This window comes from Tsukamurella sp. 8F (assembly GCF_029167375.1).
Classification (GTDB): Bacteria; Actinomycetota; Actinomycetes; order Mycobacteriales; family Mycobacteriaceae; genus Tsukamurella.
This window is the reverse complement of sequence record NZ_JARFTP010000009.1, coordinates 105,451-120,393: the sequence shown is the minus strand read 5'-3', so window position 1 is coordinate 120,393 and position 14,943 is coordinate 105,451. Positions and strand designations below refer to the sequence as shown.

The following is a 14,943-nucleotide window of genomic DNA, read 5'->3' as shown; positions in this document are numbered from 1 at the left end:
GCGTCAGCCGCCGATCGCGCTCATGGGGCGGGCGGGCTGCAGGAAGGAGGGATCGTCGATCCCGTGGCCCGGCTGCTTGCCCAGCATCGCGGCGCGCCACAGGCCCGCCAACTCGCCGTCGGTGGCTCCCGCGCGCAGAGGCGTCAGGAGGTCGGTCTCCTCCTGCGCGAACAGGCATGTGCGGATGCGGCCGTCGGCCGTGAGCCGGACGCGGTCGCAGTCGCCGCAGAACGGCCGCGTGACGGACGCGATGATCCCGACGGTGCCCGGGCCCCCATCGACGGTGTACCGCTGCGCGGGTGCGCTGCCGCGCGCCTCGTCCGCGGGCGCGAGCGTGAACCGGTGGCCGAGCTCTTCGAGTACGTCGCCGGCCGTGACCATCCGATCCCGTTCCCAGGTGTGCCCGGCGTCGAGCGGCATCTGCTCGATGATCCGCAACTCGTATCCGGCCTCGAGGCACAGCTCGAGCAGTGGAACGGCGTCGCCGAGGCGGCCGGGGCCCAGCACGGCGTTCACCTTGACGGGGGTCAGTCCCGCGGCCTGTGCGGCCTGCAGGCCTGCGAGCGCATCGTCGAGCCGGTCGCGGCGCGTAACGGCCGCGTACTCCGTGCGGTCGACGGTGTCGAGCGAGACGTTCACGCGGTCGAGACCGGCTCCGGCGAGGCGCTCCGCCTTACGGGCGAGAGACAGTCCGTTGGTCGTGAGCGCGATAGAGGGGCGCGGATCCAACGCCGCCGTGTGCCCGACGATCGCCGCCAGGTCCGCCCGGAGCAGTGGTTCGCCACCGGTGAAGCGCACCTGTTCGACGCCGAGATCGCGCACGGCCAGCGACACCAGGCGGCAGACCTCGTCGGTGGCCAGCACGTGGGTGCTGGCCATCCAGTCGAGGCCCTCCGCGGGCATGCAGTACGTGCAGCGGAGATTGCACCGATCGGTGAGGGACACGCGTAGATCACGGGCCACTCGCCCGTACCGGTCGACCAGACGCGCGGTCATCGCCGGATGCCGCCCACCACCACGGCGGCGATCGCCAGGACCAGCCCGATCGGCGCAAGTGGTGTACACAGATAGACCCACAGCGGGGCGGTGACGCCGTGATCGACGGCCGGCGTCACGAACAGCGCGATGATGGCGACGAGACCCACCGCGAAGAGCAGTATGCCCATCCGGACCGCGTACGAAACCACCTTGCCCACACCGCTACGATAGTTGACAAGGCGTCCCGCGACTCGTGGGGCGTTTTTGATTGTTTCGACAGAGCAGGTGAAACGAAGGTGCCTACCGGCAAGGTCAAGTGGTACGACGCGGAGAAGGGCTTCGGCTTCGTGTCTCAGGACGGCGGCGAAGACGTGTACGTCCGTGCCAACGCGTTGCCCGGCGGCGTCGAAACGCTCAAGCCGGGTCAGAAGGTCGAGTTCGACATGGCCGCCGGTCGCCGCGGACCGCAGGCCCTGCGGCTCGCCGTGCTCGAACCGGCCCCCAGCGTCTCGCGCGGCGCCGCCCAACGCACGCGTAAGCCGGTCAACCGGCGGCCCGCGGACGAGCTGCACGGGATGATCGAGGACATGATCCAGCTCCTCGATACCGGCGTGCAGCAGGAGCTCCGCAAGGGCCGCTACCCCGACCGCAAGAACGCGGAGCAGATCGCCAAGGTGCTGCGGGAGATCGCGCGCGAGCTCGACTCGTAGGACTCCGTCACCGCTTGGGTGCGAGGTGCGCCGGGAGGGTGTCGATAGACCAGGCGGCCTGCGTGAGGAGATTGCCGAACGAGTCCTGGACGACCGACGGCACGTGCACCTCGATCTGCGCCACCAGGGCGTCCGGCTTCGACATCAGGGTCAGCATCGACTGCCCGGGTTCGAGGTGCGTGGTGTTCTCGACCGTCGAGGCGCCGCCCGGGAACAGGTACTGCACCGACACGTCCCAGGGCCGCTCGGAGATGTACGAAGGCATCGAGACCCAGATGGTCTGGCCGGGCTCGAGCGGGATCTTCGCGGGGCTGCCCTTGGGATCACACCTGCCCTGCCCGACGTCGTCGCAGTACAGGTAGGGGCTCACGTAGCGCAGGCCGGAGGGGCCGGCGACGCTGAGTTGCGGGCGGTCGACGGCGTCGCGGTTGTGCCGCACCGCTGCGAACACCGTCAGTCCGATCGCGATTGCGGCCACCACGAGCGCGGCTACGGCCGCGATGACGACGTTGCGGCTGGGCTTGGGGATCACAGGGTGCGCCTTGTCATGGTTGGACGGGAGTGTAATGGACGTCCCCGCCGGGGGACGGGGCGCGCTCGGGCCGCTTGCCGCCTATGCCGGGGATCAGCGAGGAGCCGCGGTACGTGAGCACGGTCTGCACCGTGCCGAGCACCATCAGCGCGGCGACCGTGGTGAAGCCGATCCACAGTGTCGGCGGCAGCAGCACGCCGAGCGCGGCGCCGAACACCCAGCCGAGCTGTAGCGCGGTCTCCGATCGCCCGAACGCCGAAGCGCGGGACTCGTCGGGTAGGTCGTCCTGGATGGATGCGTCGAGCGAGACCTTGCCGACCGCGGAGGCGCCGGACGCGACGAACGTCGCCACGGCTGCGAACAGCAGGTTGTGGAACGCGGCCGCGACGATCGCAGCGGCGGTCGCGGACACGGTCGCGGACACGATGACCCGTGCGGGTCGGCCGAGCTTCAGGCGCGCGCCGATCCCGGTACCGATGAAGTTGCCGACACCCGCTGCCGCGCCCACCGAACCGATCATCGCGAGCTGCTGCCACCCCGTGCTGCCGTGTGCCTGTTGCGCCTTGCCGTAGAAGGCGACGAAGAGTGTGAGGAAGCCGGTGAGGATGCGGATCGTCACGTTGCCCCACAGACCGGTCACGACGGTGCGGCCCAGGGGGGTCCGCAGGTGCTTGAACGCCGCCGCGGCCTTCGCGGTCGCCGCCTTCGTTCCGGACCCGTGTGCCGCCTCGAAGGAGCCGGGACCGGCGTCCGGCGCGGTGCGGCGCAGCTTGCCGGTGTACGTCAGTGTCGTCGGGACCTCGCCGGATGTGTTCTCCACCCATTTCGGAATCCGCAGGCACAGCCAGGCTCCGACCGCAGCCATCACCACCAGGGAGTACATGGCGCCGGGGATGTGCAGGCCGCGCCCGAGCCCGAACTCGCACGCCGCGGCGATGCCGCCGCCCAGTCCGGTGCCCGCGACCAGGCCGAACAGGGTCAGCCGGGAGTTGACGCGCGCAAGATCGATGGAGGGCGGCAGCACCCGCGGTGTGACCGCCGACTTCAGCACCGAGAACGATTTGGACAGGACCAGCATGCCCAGCGCGCACGGGTAGAGCACCCACGGGTCGAAGTTGACGGTGTTCGCGACGGGGTCGTAGCTGCAGTTCGCGATGAGCGTGATCGCCAGCGCGGCGCGGGCCGCGAACGAGACGGCGAGTGCGATGCGGCGGCCGTGCTGGATGCGGTCCAGCAGCGGTCCCATGAACGGTGCGATCACCGCGAAAGGGGCGATGTTCACGACCAGGTACAGGGCCACCTTGGTCTTGGACTCGGCCTGCGCGGCCGCGAAGAAGAGCGTGTTGGCCAGTGCGACCATCAGCGCCGCGTCGACTGCGTTGTTGAGTATCACCGGGTATGTCAGCGCCGTGAGCCCGGACTTGTCGGCTCCGTCGGCGCGGGCGGCCTGGTTCCACTTGGCGATGCCGCGGCCGGTCAATTCCCGTCCTCGCATCGCGGCGACGCGGGTGACCGTCAGCTTGCGCGGCATGCGCTGTGCGCGTGCCGCCTCCGCACGCTCCTCGCGGCGTCGGCGGTCGGTCTCATCGATGGGGGGCAGGTGGTGGTTGGTCCGGTATTGCGGCGGGGCGTCCGGTTCGCTGCCCCGGCTCTCCCGGCGGGTGTCTCCGATCCGGCGCGTGTGCCCGGGCCCCGGCGGCTGGGAGCGACGGGGCGGACGCGACGCGCCGCCGCCCGGCCGGCCGCTGCCGTCGGGCGGGTACTGGCGATCCCCGGGGTGTCCGCTCACTCCGTCGATTGTTCCGCATCGGGCGCGGCGCCGCCGCACCCACCTGTCGGTCTGCGTGGGTGTTGCGGCAGACTGGTCGCGTGAGTTCCGCATTGCACACCAGCGCCGCCGTGGATGTCGCGCGCGCGGCGCTCGAGACCGACGAGGGTGCAGCTGTCGGTGCGCATGTGGCGTCCGTCGCAGAGGACGACTTCTCCGTGGCCCACTACTTCGAGGCGGACCTCCCCGCGTACCGCGGCTGGCAGTGGTGTGCCGTGGTCGCAGCCAGCCCCGGTGGCGAGGTGACCGTCTCCGAGACCGCCCTGCTCCCCGGACCGGACGCCCTGACGCCGCCCGCGTGGGTGCCCTGGGATCAGCGCGTCCGTGCGGGGGACCTGGCGCCCGGCGACGTGCTCCCGCCGGCGCACGGCGATCCGCGGCTCGAGCCCGGTTACATGCTGAGCGGCGATCCCGAGCAGGACGCCGTCGCCGGCGAGATCGGCGTGAACCTGGAGCGCGTCATGACCCGTCTGGGCCGCACCGAGGCCGCCGGCCGCTGGCTGGAGTCCGAGTTCGGCCCCGAAGCCGAGATGGCACGCTCCACGCGTTTCCACTGCGGCGACTGTGCGTTCTATCTGCCGCTCGCCGGCGTCCTGCGGGCGGCCTTCGGTGTGTGCGGCAACGAGTTCGCCGCGGACGGCCGGGTCGTGCATGCGCACTACGGCTGCGGCGCGCACTCGTCGGCGACAGGATCGTCGGGTTCCGGGAGCCCGGCCTATCCGCCGTACGACGACGGTGAGGTCGAGAACGTGGAGATCCCAGCCGCCCTGGAAGCGGCCGGCGGCGTGTGACGCCCACCGCGCCGCGCGAGCCGTCGGTGGCGGATCCGTTCGACACCGCCGGGCTGCGCGCGGGCGTGCTCGCCGCCTGGCGGGATTCGCCGACCAGGCTGCGCGAGGATCTGGCCACGGAGCGGGACCTCGTCGACGTCGGCTACCGCGAGCGCGTGGTGGTGGAGCTCCTGCAGAACGCGGCCGATGCCGCGCGTACGGCCGGCGTACCCGGGCGCGTGGCCGTCTGGGCCGACGGCGACGGCGTGCACATCGCCAACACGGGCGCTGCGCTCACTCTGCAGGGTGTGCATTCTCTTGCAGCCCAACGTGTCTCGGCTAAGGAGAGTCGGGATTCGGTGGGCCGGTTCGGGGTCGGGTTCCGGGCCGTATTGACGGTGGCCTCCGAGATCGAGTTCCGCTCCGCCGGTGGGGGAGTGGCGTTCTCGGCCGCGCGGTCCGCGGAGCTCGCGGGCGGTGAGGCTCCCGTACTGCGTCTACCGTTCCAGGTCGCGACGCCGCCCGCGGACGGATTCGACTCGGAGATCGTGCTCGCCGACGCGGCGGCCGGCCTGGTGCGTCGGTTCGCCGAAGAGGCCGAGGACACACTCATCGACCTGCCTGCCCTGGAGTCGGTCGTCGTCGACGGTGCGGCGTATCGGCGGCCGGCACTCGTGGAAGGTGCAGGGCCACACGCGCGCTGGATACGCGGGGCGGATGCGGCGGTCCTGCACGCGCCCACGCGCACCGACGAGCCTCTGACCCTGCCCGTGCGGGTGGTGACCGACCTGCCGGTCACGGCGGACCGGCGACGCTTGCACCCCGATGCGGACATCGCGATGGCCGCGCGCGGCTACGCGGACTTCGTCGCGGCGCAACCGGACCCCCTGGCGATGTTGCCGCCGCGCAGGCCTCCGGCGGGCCCCGTCGATGCCGCGCTCAGAGAGGCGATCGAGGGTGACCTGCGCTCGGGTACGTGGCTCCCCGGCTCCCGCAGGCCGGATAGATCGGTCCTGGTGCCCGGCGTGACGCAAGAGCTGTACGAGCTGCTGGAGGACTCCCTCCCGCTGCTGCCGCCGGACCTGTCGAGGCCGAGTGACGTGCCCGTGCTGCAGGCGCTGGGCGTAGCGGTGCTCGGCGCGGCGGATATCGCGGACGCCGTTCCGCGGGACCGGGACCCGGCGTGGTACGGCCGCCTCTACGACGCCCTCGACGGTGCCGGCATGGACGCGGGCGAGCTCGGCGCGCTACCGGTCCCGCTCGCCGACGGGCGCGTCGTGACGGGCGCGCGGGGCGCGTTGTCGATCACAGACCTACCGGACGGAGCCCCCGGACCGTCCTGGGCACGCGTGGTCCACTTCGGCGCCCGGCACCCTCTGCTGGAACGCGCCGGGGCGCGCACGGCCACCGTCGTCGACCTGCTCTCCGACCCTGCGCTCGAGCGTGAGTTGGACGAGATCGACTACGACACAGACGATCCCGATAGCGCCCTCGGACTCACCGAATCGGTGCTGGCGCTCGTCGGTGACCGCCTACTCGACCTGCCCGCCGGCCTGGGTGCGCTCGCAGTCCCAGCCGGCGGTGAGTTGGTCCCCGCCGACGAGGCTCTGCTGCCGGACGCGCCGCTGCGGGCCGCGCTCACAGACGACCATCCCTACGCCGCGGTCGACCCCGAATGGGCCGCATGCCACAGCGTCGAGGCGCTGCGGTCGATCGGCGTCGGCTGGACCTTCGGGGTGTTGCGCGAGGACTTCCCCACCGGCCCGGACGACGGGCTACCGGACGCAGACGAGTGGTGGCACACGCTCATGCAGGAGCCGGAGCGGCTCGTCGCCGTGCGCGACCTCGACCTCGTGGACCACTGGGAACCCGCACTGGCCCTCATCGCCGAACTTCCGGGCGTGCTCGACGACCCCGCTGGGTACACCGCGTGGTGGTTGCGCAGGCACACCGAACTCGGCGGCCTGCGCCCGCCCGACGACGAGCGGTTCGCGGGCCTGCTCGACCCCTGCAGGCACCCGGACGCGGCGCGCCTGCAGAACGCGCTCTTCACGGGTGTCGTCGACGACGGATCGGCCCAACTGCTGCTGGACGCCCTCTCGGATCCCGGGCGATCACCGTCACCGGGGGAGGTCGTGGCGGCGTACCGGGAGCTAGCGGGGTGGAGTGTGGACGTGCCGGCGCGGCTCCGCACGGTGCGCGGCGACCTGGCCGAGGATCCCGTGGTCCTGGACGCGCCGCAGTGGCGGTTCGTGCTCGACGACTTCGTGTTCGGCGGGCTCGCCGCGGCGACGGACCTGGCGGAGACGCTGGGCCTCGACTGTGCGAGTGAGGCCGTCGGCGCCGAGGTGGTGAGCACCGGCACTCGCGTGCGGGCCGCCGCCGACCCCGGAGTGACCGTGGCCGCGGCGCTGGGGGCGCTGCCCGCCGCGAGCGAGGCCGTGTTGCACGAGCGGCTAGAGGTCGACGCGGGCGATGGCCCGATCGCCGTCCCGTGGTGGGTCGACACCGATGGAGCGCTGCACGTCTCGGGCCGCGACCGGGCCGTATGAGCGGCGGTGTGGCATGAGCACGGGGCAGTGGCCCAACCCGTTCGACCACGCAGTGCTGGACGGCGCGATCGCGCTGCGGACCCCGGCGTTGACGGCGGTGATGCGGGCCGTGACATTTATCGGGCAGGAAGCGCCACTGGCGCTATTCCTGGTAATGACCATTGTCTGGCTGCTGTTTCGTCGCGCTTTTGTCGATGTCGTTTTCTGCACGGTGACGCCGATTCTCGGGTGGCTGGTAATGGCCAGTTTGAAAACCGTCGGCGGGCGTATACGTCCCACGATCCCGCCGAGAATGGTCGAGATCGCGAGCCCCAGTTTTCCGTCTGGACATGCCCTGAATTCTATGGTCGCGCTCGGCGTCGTCGCATTCTGCGTAGCGCACGCGCGAAATGCATCGTGGCCGCTGTGGCCATGGGCCGCCGGAACCGTGCTGATCGGGCTCAGCCGCGTGTACCTCGCTGCGCACTGGGCGACGGACGTGCTCGCCGGCTGGCTGATCGGCGGTATCGTGCTCGCGGCCGCCCTGGCGGCGCGTGGCGCGCTAGCGCGGACTAGAGCAGTCCCTGCTGCGCGCCCCGGTCGCCGCGGGCCGCCGCCCGCCGCTGCAGGATGAACACGGAACATCCGAACGCGCCCACACCGACCCCCGTCACACAGGTGATCCACAGGTCACCGAAAGCCGATGACGAGCTCGCGGTGACTATCGCCGCGAGCATCCACAACGCTGTACCTGTTATAACCACAGGCAGGGGCGCGGTAATTTGACGCGGTAATGGGGGCGGCACGGGCGACATGGCACTCCGGGGTTCTTCGACGGGAAAAGGTTGATGGTTGTACTCTAGCGCCGTGAACGAAAATGACGACCGCCTCGCCGGCGATCTCGCTCTCGCCGTCGTGCGTTTCGCACGGCATCTTCGGGGGCGTCGCAAGGACTCCACGGTCTCACTGACCCAGCTGTCCGCGCTCAATGCGCTCGCCAGCGACGGCCCCCTGACCCCGGGACAGCTGGCGGCCCGTGAGCGTGTGCAGCCGCCGTCGATGACCCGCGTCATAGCCTCCCTGGCCGATCTCGGTCTGGTGAGCAGGGAGCCGCACCCCACCGATGGCAGGCAGGTGATCGTGAGCCTCTCGGACGAGGGTGAGCACGTCATCAACGGTGAGGCCGAGGCACGCGAGGCCTGGCTGCGCGGTCGCCTCGACGAGCTCTCGTCGGCCGATCGGGACACGCTCGGCGGCGCCGTCGGGATCATCAACAGGATCATCGCCGGCCAAGGCTGACCCGCCCTGCGCGCCCCTGTCCGGCGCCCGCCTCCTCGTCACCTCAGTGCCCCGCGGATCGGTTCACCCGATCGCGGGGCACTACTGTGGGCGAAGTGCAGTCCACGTCCATGTTCGCGTCCCTGAAGACGCGGAACTACCGCTATTGGGCGTCGGGACAGGTCGTTTCGCTCGTCGGCACCTGGATGCAACGGGTGGCGCAGGACTGGCTCGTGTTGGACCTGGCGCATGCCGACGCCGCCGCCGTCGGCATCGTCATGGCGCTGCAGTTCGGCCCCACGCTCGTCCTCTCGCCGTGGGCGGGTGTGCTGGCGGACCGGTACCCCAAGCGCCGCCTGCTGCTTCTGACACAGGGCCTGTCGGGGATGTGCGCGCTGCTGCTCGCGGTGTTGGTACTGAGCGGCGTCGTCGCGCTGTGGCAGGTGTTCGTGGTCGCGTTCGTGTTCGGCTGCGTGTCCGCCGTCGACGCGCCCGTGCGGCAGGCGTTCTCCATCGAGATGGTCGGGCCGACCCTGCTGCCCAACGCGATCGCCCTGAATTCGATGGTGTTCAATGCGGCCCGGATCGTCGGGCCGGCGATCGCGGGCGTGCTCATCGCGGCGGTCGGTACCGGCTGGGTGTTCGCCATCAATGCGGTCAGCACGCTTGCCGTGCTGTCCGCGCTGCTCGCGATGACGCTGTCGGAGTTGCACCCGTCGCCGCCCGTCGAGCGGGGCAAGGGGCAGGTGCGGGCCGGTTTCGCGTACGTTCGGGCGCATCCCGAGCTGCTGGTGGTGATCGTCGTGGTGTTCTTCGTCTCGACCTTCGGCATCAACTTCCCGCTGGCCCTGTCCGCATTGGCTCGCAACGGCTTCGGCCTGGGGGCCGAGGCGTACGGCCTGATGTCGACGGTGCTTGCGATCGGCACGCTGGGCGGCGCCGCCCTGGCGGCCAAGCGATCCAGGAAGTCCTCGATGCGGATGTTCCTGGTGTCCGGGACCGTCTTCGGGGTGGCCGAGATGCTGGCCGGGTTCGCGCCCTGGTTCTGGCTCGCGACACTGCTCCTGATCCCCGTGGGCCTGCTCCAGCTCACGTTCAGCACCTCTGCGATGAGCATGCTCCAGCTCGGCGTGGACAAGCAGTTCCGGGGCCGTGTGATGGGAATCTATATGCTCGCCTTCCTGGGCGGCACGCCCATCGGCGCGCCGCTGCTGGGCGTGCTGTCGGACGCCACCACACCCGCCGCGCCGATGATTGCGGGCGGCGTGATCTCAGCGCTGTCCTGTGTCGCATGCGTCGCGTTGCTGCGCCGGCGGACGGCCGATTCCCTGTCCCGGGCTGAATCGATACGGAGTACGGAATAGGCCGCTCGCGGCGGTCTTCGAGCGGCATTCCTTAGACATATTCATCTCTACGCTTGCGAAAAACGTCGGAATTCAATGTCCGATACGCGCCCGTTCGTAGAGCGCGAGGGCTGTTGCGGTCGCGACGTTGAGCGAGTCGGTTCCCCGCGCCATAGGAATGGCCGCCCGCGCGTCGGCTGCGCCGAGTGCCTCGTCCGTGAGTCCCGGACCCTCCGCCCCCACGAGATAGGCGATGCGATCCGCGTCGGCCGCGCTGGCCACCGTCGTGTCCCCGGCAGGGGTCAGGGCGACGATGCGCATCCCGGCCGCCCGTAGCGCGGCGAGCCCCGTGCCGGGCCAGCCGCCTGCCGGCAGGGTTGCGAACGGGACCAGCAGTACATGACCCATCGAGACACGGACCGCGCGCCGGTACAACGGGTCGGAACACCGCGGGCCGAACAGCACCGCATCGGCGCCGAGGCCGGCGGCGTTCCGGAAGATCGAGCCGATGTTCTCGTGGTCGTTCACACCCTCCAGCACGATGACGGTGCGCGCTCCGGCGAGCAGGTCGGCCGGGTCCAGTGGCGCCGGTCGACGTGCTGCGGCGAGCACGCCGCGGTTGAGGTGGAATCCGACGACCTCGGCCATCAGGTCCGCCGTGACGCGGTAGCGGGGTGCGGCTGAGCCGCTGGCGGGGCCGAGCCGGTCCAGCCTGCCCGCGACGCCCATTATCGCGTGTGGCGCGAAGCGGCTGGCGAGCATCCGCTGCACCACCGGGACCCCCTCCGCGAGCACCAAGCCACGCCCTGTGTCGGGTCGGCGGTCGGCGACGGCGAGGTCGCGGAAGTCGTCGAGCCGGGGATCGGCGGGATCGAGGATGTCGATCGGCTCGGGGACAGGTCCTGTCACGCGCTGGCCGGCGAGTTCAGAAGCCGAACCAGCGGCGCACGCGTCCCTTGCCGTGCGCACCATCGGCGCCCTCGTCGTCCAAGCCCTGCGCGGCCTCGTCGGGTCCGGGTCCCCAGACGCCCTCGTATCCTGCGTCCGAGTGCACGTGACCCGGACCGTGATGCCCCTGTCGTTCGTAACCTGCGCCCGCGTATCCCGGGCCGTCGTAGCCCGCGCCCTCGTAACCGGCGCCTCCCTCGTAGCTACCCGGAGCGCGACCTGAACCGTCGTCGTAGCCACCGGAGTAGCCGGGCGTTCCGCCCCAGCGGTGCTCGTCGCCGACTGCGTCCTCGTCGCCGGGCAGGCGGAACTCGAGGACCGGGATCCGCGCCGGGTCGAGGTCGGTGATGTCGAGAGGATAGGTGTACCGGAAGCCCAACCATTGGCGGTTGGCCTGCTCGGCGAACTCCATCGGGTGGAACGGTAGGGCACGCGGATCGGGTTCTACGCCCGGCGCATAGGCGAGGGGATGCTCACCGGCCCAGAAGGGGCGCTCGAACACCTCGGGCAGGCCGATGTCCTCGATGATGTCGACGGGGTGTGCGGAGAACGAGCGTTTGAGGTCGTCGCCGACCCAGTGCGCGAACGCGCCGACCGAGCGGTCCGGCTGCGTACTCAGCAGGAACACATGCTTGGCATGTACCAGTTCCCGCCACGACCCGTCGAGTTCCGAGGGCTTCGCCGTGGACAGGTCGGCATGGCTCACGACGGTGAGCCCGCCGTACGCGCCGACGTACACGCGGCCGGGGGCGGGGTCGGCCGCCTCCGCCAGGCTCACCGTCCGGGACGTGGCCTCGGCGCCCAGTATCCGCTCCGCGATCGAACGGGCCGGTAGTTCATCCGAGGCGTGCGCGATCGCGAGGCGCCCCTTCGGGTCCGCCACATCGGAGAACCAGATCGTTGCCGCTCTCGCGCCCACTGCAGATCCTTCCCACTGGAGACATCCGTGCCGAATCCTCGGTGTGCGCAGAGGTGACCGTCAATTACGGCCGGCGCTGCGCACTCCCAGGAGAACATCCTCCCACGAGGGGACGTCGACGCGTCCGCCGTGCCCGTCGTGCTGGGGGCTGGAAAGCGCCGAGCCCCGTCGTGGCGCCTGCCGCGGCCGCGCTCCGTCCCGCTCCGAAACCGCCTGGCTCTCGTCCTCCAGCGGCTCGGTCGGCACCGTCGGATCGGCCGGCAGTGCGGGGGCGATGCTGCGCAGCGCGCGTCGTGCATCCGGGTCGAGGAGTTCCTTGGCGGTCTGGTCGAGCGGGCTCGCGGTGCCGCCGTGCGTACCGGGGACGAAGGTGAAGTGCGCCTCGTTGCGGGACTTGCCGACAGTCCATGCGATGCGCACGGTCCACCTGTTGTCGGGCGTCTTCCACGCATCCCACTCGGTGGTCTCCGGGTGACCGCGGTCCGCGAGGGCGGTGTCGACGACCTCGGCGAGCTTGAGCGACATGGGCCCGTCGCCGCGGACGGGGTGTGCGAGGGCTGCCATCTCCGCGGCGCGGGCGCGTTCCAGCAGAACGGGATTCGCGAAACGCGTGATCTTGTCGGCCTTTACGCCGGTGAGGGCTGCGACCTCCTCGACGGTGGCGCCCGCGCGGATCCGGGCCTGGATCTCGCGTGGGCGCAACTCGGCCTCGCCGTCGCCCGCTGCAGCGGAGGTCCGACGCAGGTCGCCGCGCACGGCTGCGCGAAGAGTGTCGTCGATGGGGACGGTGAAACTGCCGGCGTGGCCCTCGCACACCACCGACGTGCCGTCGTCGTCGAGTCCTACCACGCGCAGTTCCTGCATGCGGTCAGGGTAGTTGCTGCGAGCCGGGAAGCTCAGGCTGACACGCGCTCGACGACGAAATCGATGCAGGCGGTGAGCGCCGACACGTCCTCGGGGTCGATCGCCGGGAACATACCGACCCGCAACTGGTTGCGGCCCAGCTTGCGGTAGGGCTCGGTGTCGACGATCCCGTTGGCGCGCAGTTCCTTCGCCACCGCGGCGGCATCCACCGAGTCGGCGAAGTCGATGGTGCCGACCACCTGCGACCGCAGGGCTGGGTCGGTGACGAAAGGCGTTGCAAAAGCGGACTTATCGGCCCATTCGTACAGGCGCGAGCTGGAGTCGCGGGTGCGCGCGACGGTCCAGTCCAGCCCGCCTCGGCCGTTCATCCACTCGATCTGGTCCGCGAACAGCAGCAGCGTTGCGAGGGCGGGGGTGTTGTACGTCTGGTTCTTGCGCGAGTTGTCCAGGGCCGTCGGGAGCGAGAGGAACTCGGGGCACCAGCGGTCCGACAGTTCGCCGATGCGCTCGATCGCGGCGGGGCTGCAGATCGCGACCCACAGGCCACCGTCGGAGGCGAAGCACTTCTGCGGCGCGAAGTAGTAGACGTCGGTGTCGGCGATGTCGACCGGCAGGCCGCCCGCGCCCGACGTCGCGTCGATCGCGACGAGGCCGTCGCCCACGCGCTTCGGCTGCAGGGCCACGCCCGTCGACGTCTCGTTGTGGGCCCACGCCGTGAGGTCCGCGGCCGGGTCGGACGAGGGCTCGGGCGCGGTGCCCGGATCGGTCGACACGACGATCGGGTCGCCGATGTGCGGGGCTTTCTTGGCGACCGAAGCGAACTTCGAGGAGAACTCGCCGTATGTCAGGTGGTACGACTTCTCGCGGATCAGCCCGAAGCTCGCGGCGTCCCAGAAAGCGGTGGTGCCGCCGTTGCCGAGCAGCACCTCGTACCCCTCGGGCAGCGAGAACAGCTGGGCGAGACCGTCGCGAACGCGCCCGACGACGTCCTTCACCGGCTTCTGCCGATGGCTGGTGCCCATGACTGCTGCACCGGTCGTGACGAGGGACTGCAACTGCTCCGGGCGGACCTTGGAGGGACCGCAGCCGAACCGGCCGTCGGCGGGCTTGAGCTGCGCGGGGATCTCGATCGTCATGGGCTACACCCTAATGGTCTGCCACCCCGGTACCTCATCGGGTCGCCGGGGGCCCGGACCCACATAGGAGGCTGTGGGCCGCACCAGGCGGCCGTAGCGTTTCTGCTCCAGGACGTGTGCGCACCACGCCGCTGTGCGCGCGCACGCGAACATCGCGGGCATCATCCGGACGGGGACCTTCGCGTAGTCGAGGATCACGGTCGCCCAGAACTCGAGGTTGCTGGTGATGGGTCGGTCGGGCAGGCGGTCGGTGAAGACCTCCAGCGCCGTGGCCTCGAGTTCGACGGCAGCGTCGTAGCGCGGGCAGCCCAGGTCGCGGGCCACGTCCTTGAGGACTGCGGCACGGGGATCGTATCCGCGGTATATGCGGTGGCCGAAGCCCATCACCTTCTCGTGCCGGTCCATCCGGGCGGTGATGTAGGCGCGCGCGTCGCCGCCGTCGGCGACCGCGTCGAGCATCGGCAGGATGCGTGCGGGCGCGCCGCCGTGCAGCGGACCGGACAGTGCGCCGACGGCACCGGACAGGGCGGCCGCCACGTCGGCCCCCGTCGACGCGATGACGCGGGCGGTCACGGTCGACGTCGACAGGCCGTGCTCAGCGGCCGTGACCCAGTACGCGTCGATGGCCTTGACGTGTTCGGGATCCGGTTCGCCGTGCCAGCGGGTCATGAAGCGGTGGGTCACCGTGGGGCTCTGGTCGATGATGCGCTGCGGCACCGCCGGTCGCTCCAGCCCGCGCGCGGACTGGGCCACGAACGACAGGGCCGTTACGGAGGCGCGCGCGAGATTCTCCCGGGCGGTGGCGTCGTCGATGTCCAGTAGCGGCTCGAAACCCCACAGCGGGCCCAGCATCGCCAGCCCGGCCTGCATGTCGACCCGCACGTCGCCCGTGTGGATGGGGAGCGGGAAGGGCTCGGCCGCCGGTAGCGGGTTGCCCCACTCGCCGTCGACCAGCAGGCCCCAGACCTCGGAGTACGTGACGTTGTTCGCGATCAGGTCGGCGACGTCGACGCCGCGGTAGCGCAGCACGCCGCTGTCGGGGTCCGCCTCCGCGATACGCGTGGTGAAACCTTGGTCGCTGCCCTGCGTCTCGGTCGGCATGATTC

16 protein-coding genes are annotated in these 14,943 nt (G+C 70.7%); 6 read left to right on the top strand and 10 right to left on the bottom strand.

Annotation, left to right across the window (positions count from 1 at the left end):
- Positions 1–3: 3 nt before the first annotated feature.
- Both moaA and P0W64_RS09590 read right to left on the bottom strand, forming a co-directional pair.
- Positions 4–996 (bottom strand): GTP 3',8-cyclase MoaA, encoded by a 993-nt coding sequence (gene moaA / locus P0W64_RS09595; RefSeq protein WP_275479864.1) that lies wholly within the window; start codon positions 994–996, stop codon positions 4–6.
- Positions 993–1,196, bottom strand: a complete 204-nt coding sequence (locus tag P0W64_RS09590; protein WP_275479863.1) for a hypothetical protein — start codon at positions 1,194–1,196, stop codon at positions 993–995. Before P0W64_RS09590 ends, moaA begins: the two co-directional genes overlap by 4 nt.
- 78 nt (positions 1,197–1,274) lie before the next feature.
- Between P0W64_RS09590 and P0W64_RS09585 the strand changes: the two genes are divergently transcribed.
- Positions 1,275–1,688: a cold-shock protein gene (locus P0W64_RS09585; protein WP_275479862.1), complete on the top strand. Its 414-nt coding sequence runs from the start codon at positions 1,275–1,277 to the stop codon at positions 1,686–1,688.
- A 7-nt stretch (positions 1,689–1,695) separates the two neighbouring features.
- Here the strand turns inward: P0W64_RS09585 and P0W64_RS09580 are convergent, their stop codons facing one another.
- On the bottom strand, positions 1,696–2,220 hold the full coding sequence (locus tag P0W64_RS09580) for a DUF2771 family protein (RefSeq protein ID WP_275479861.1): 525 nt from the start codon (positions 2,218–2,220) through the stop codon (positions 1,696–1,698).
- A gap of 13 nt (positions 2,221–2,233) precedes the next feature.
- Positions 2,234–4,018, bottom strand: coding sequence for an MFS transporter (locus P0W64_RS09575; protein ID WP_275479905.1), 1,785 nt, complete (start codon positions 4,016–4,018; stop codon positions 2,234–2,236).
- Between the two features lie 71 nt (positions 4,019–4,089).
- Between P0W64_RS09575 and P0W64_RS09570 the strand changes: the two genes are divergently transcribed.
- From P0W64_RS09570 to P0W64_RS09560, 3 genes are read left to right on the top strand one after another with little or no spacing between them, the layout of a single operon-like run.
- The gene (locus tag P0W64_RS09570) at positions 4,090–4,839 is read left to right on the top strand and encodes a DUF3027 domain-containing protein (RefSeq protein WP_275479860.1); all 750 of its coding nucleotides are present in this window, start codon (positions 4,090–4,092) and stop codon (positions 4,837–4,839) included.
- Positions 4,836–7,370: an ATP-binding protein gene (locus P0W64_RS09565; RefSeq protein WP_275479859.1), complete on the top strand. Its 2,535-nt coding sequence runs from the start codon at positions 4,836–4,838 to the stop codon at positions 7,368–7,370. Before P0W64_RS09570 ends, P0W64_RS09565 begins: the two co-directional genes overlap by 4 nt.
- A 13-nt stretch (positions 7,371–7,383) precedes the next feature.
- The gene (locus tag P0W64_RS09560; protein WP_275479858.1) at positions 7,384–7,983 is read left to right on the top strand and encodes a phosphatase PAP2 family protein; all 600 of its coding nucleotides are present in this window, start codon (positions 7,384–7,386) and stop codon (positions 7,981–7,983) included.
- On the opposite strand, the gene P0W64_RS09555 is transcribed toward P0W64_RS09560, so the two are convergent.
- Positions 7,922–8,164: a DUF2530 domain-containing protein gene (locus P0W64_RS09555; protein WP_275479857.1), complete on the bottom strand. Its 243-nt coding sequence runs from the start codon at positions 8,162–8,164 to the stop codon at positions 7,922–7,924. The genes P0W64_RS09560 and P0W64_RS09555 overlap by 62 nt on opposite strands.
- A gap of 52 nt (positions 8,165–8,216) precedes the next feature.
- Between P0W64_RS09555 and P0W64_RS09550 the strand changes: the two genes are divergently transcribed.
- Complete coding sequence (locus P0W64_RS09550; RefSeq protein WP_275479856.1) at positions 8,217–8,648, top strand: MarR family transcriptional regulator; 432 nt, start codon at positions 8,217–8,219, stop codon at positions 8,646–8,648.
- 110 nt (positions 8,649–8,758) lie between these two features.
- Positions 8,759–9,991 (top strand): MFS transporter, encoded by a 1,233-nt coding sequence (locus tag P0W64_RS09545; RefSeq protein ID WP_275479904.1) that lies wholly within the window; start codon positions 8,759–8,761, stop codon positions 9,989–9,991.
- A gap of 72 nt (positions 9,992–10,063) precedes the next feature.
- Here P0W64_RS09545 and P0W64_RS09540 read toward each other — a convergent pair whose 3' ends face one another.
- Genes P0W64_RS09540 through P0W64_RS09520 form a run of 5 tightly spaced genes read right to left on the bottom strand, consistent with a single transcriptional unit; the run spans position 10,064 to position 14,938 of the window.
- The gene (locus P0W64_RS09540) at positions 10,064–10,879 is read right to left on the bottom strand and encodes an RNA methyltransferase (protein ID WP_275479855.1); all 816 of its coding nucleotides are present in this window, start codon (positions 10,877–10,879) and stop codon (positions 10,064–10,066) included.
- Between the two features lie 16 nt (positions 10,880–10,895).
- The gene (locus tag P0W64_RS09535) at positions 10,896–11,837 is read right to left on the bottom strand and encodes a hypothetical protein (RefSeq protein ID WP_275479854.1); all 942 of its coding nucleotides are present in this window, start codon (positions 11,835–11,837) and stop codon (positions 10,896–10,898) included.
- Positions 11,838–11,897: 60 nt separating this feature from the next.
- Positions 11,898–12,701 (bottom strand): septation protein SepH, encoded by an 804-nt coding sequence (sepH, locus tag P0W64_RS09530; protein WP_275479853.1) that lies wholly within the window; start codon positions 12,699–12,701, stop codon positions 11,898–11,900.
- Positions 12,702–12,733: 32 nt separating this feature from the next.
- Positions 12,734–13,837, bottom strand: a complete 1,104-nt coding sequence (gene serC, locus P0W64_RS09525; RefSeq protein ID WP_275479852.1) for a phosphoserine transaminase — start codon at positions 13,835–13,837, stop codon at positions 12,734–12,736.
- Between the two features lie 3 nt (positions 13,838–13,840).
- On the bottom strand, positions 13,841–14,938 hold the full coding sequence (locus P0W64_RS09520; RefSeq protein WP_275479851.1) for a citrate synthase 2: 1,098 nt from the start codon (positions 14,936–14,938) through the stop codon (positions 13,841–13,843).
- Positions 14,939–14,943 lie beyond the last annotated feature (5 nt).

Excerpts from the sequence above, each read along its gene's own strand:
- P0W64_RS09520 (WP_275479851.1), bottom strand. The coding sequence starts at position 14,938 with ATGCCGACCGAGACGCAGGGCAGCGACCAAGGTTTCACCACGCGTATC.
- sepH (WP_275479853.1), bottom strand. The coding sequence starts at position 12,701 with ATGCAGGAACTGCGCGTGGTAGGACTCGACGACGACGGCACGTCGGTG.
- P0W64_RS09560 (WP_275479858.1), top strand. The coding sequence starts at position 7,384 with ATGAGCACGGGGCAGTGGCCCAACCCGTTCGACCACGCAGTGCTGGAC.
- moaA (WP_275479864.1), bottom strand. The coding sequence starts at position 996 with ATGACCGCGCGTCTGGTCGACCGGTACGGGCGAGTGGCCCGTGATCTA.
- P0W64_RS09545 (WP_275479904.1), top strand. The coding sequence starts at position 8,759 with ATGTTCGCGTCCCTGAAGACGCGGAACTACCGCTATTGGGCGTCGGGA.
- P0W64_RS09555 (WP_275479857.1), bottom strand. The coding sequence starts at position 8,164 with ATGTCGCCCGTGCCGCCCCCATTACCGCGTCAAATTACCGCGCCCCTG.
- serC (WP_275479852.1), bottom strand. The coding sequence starts at position 13,837 with ATGACGATCGAGATCCCCGCGCAGCTCAAGCCCGCCGACGGCCGGTTC.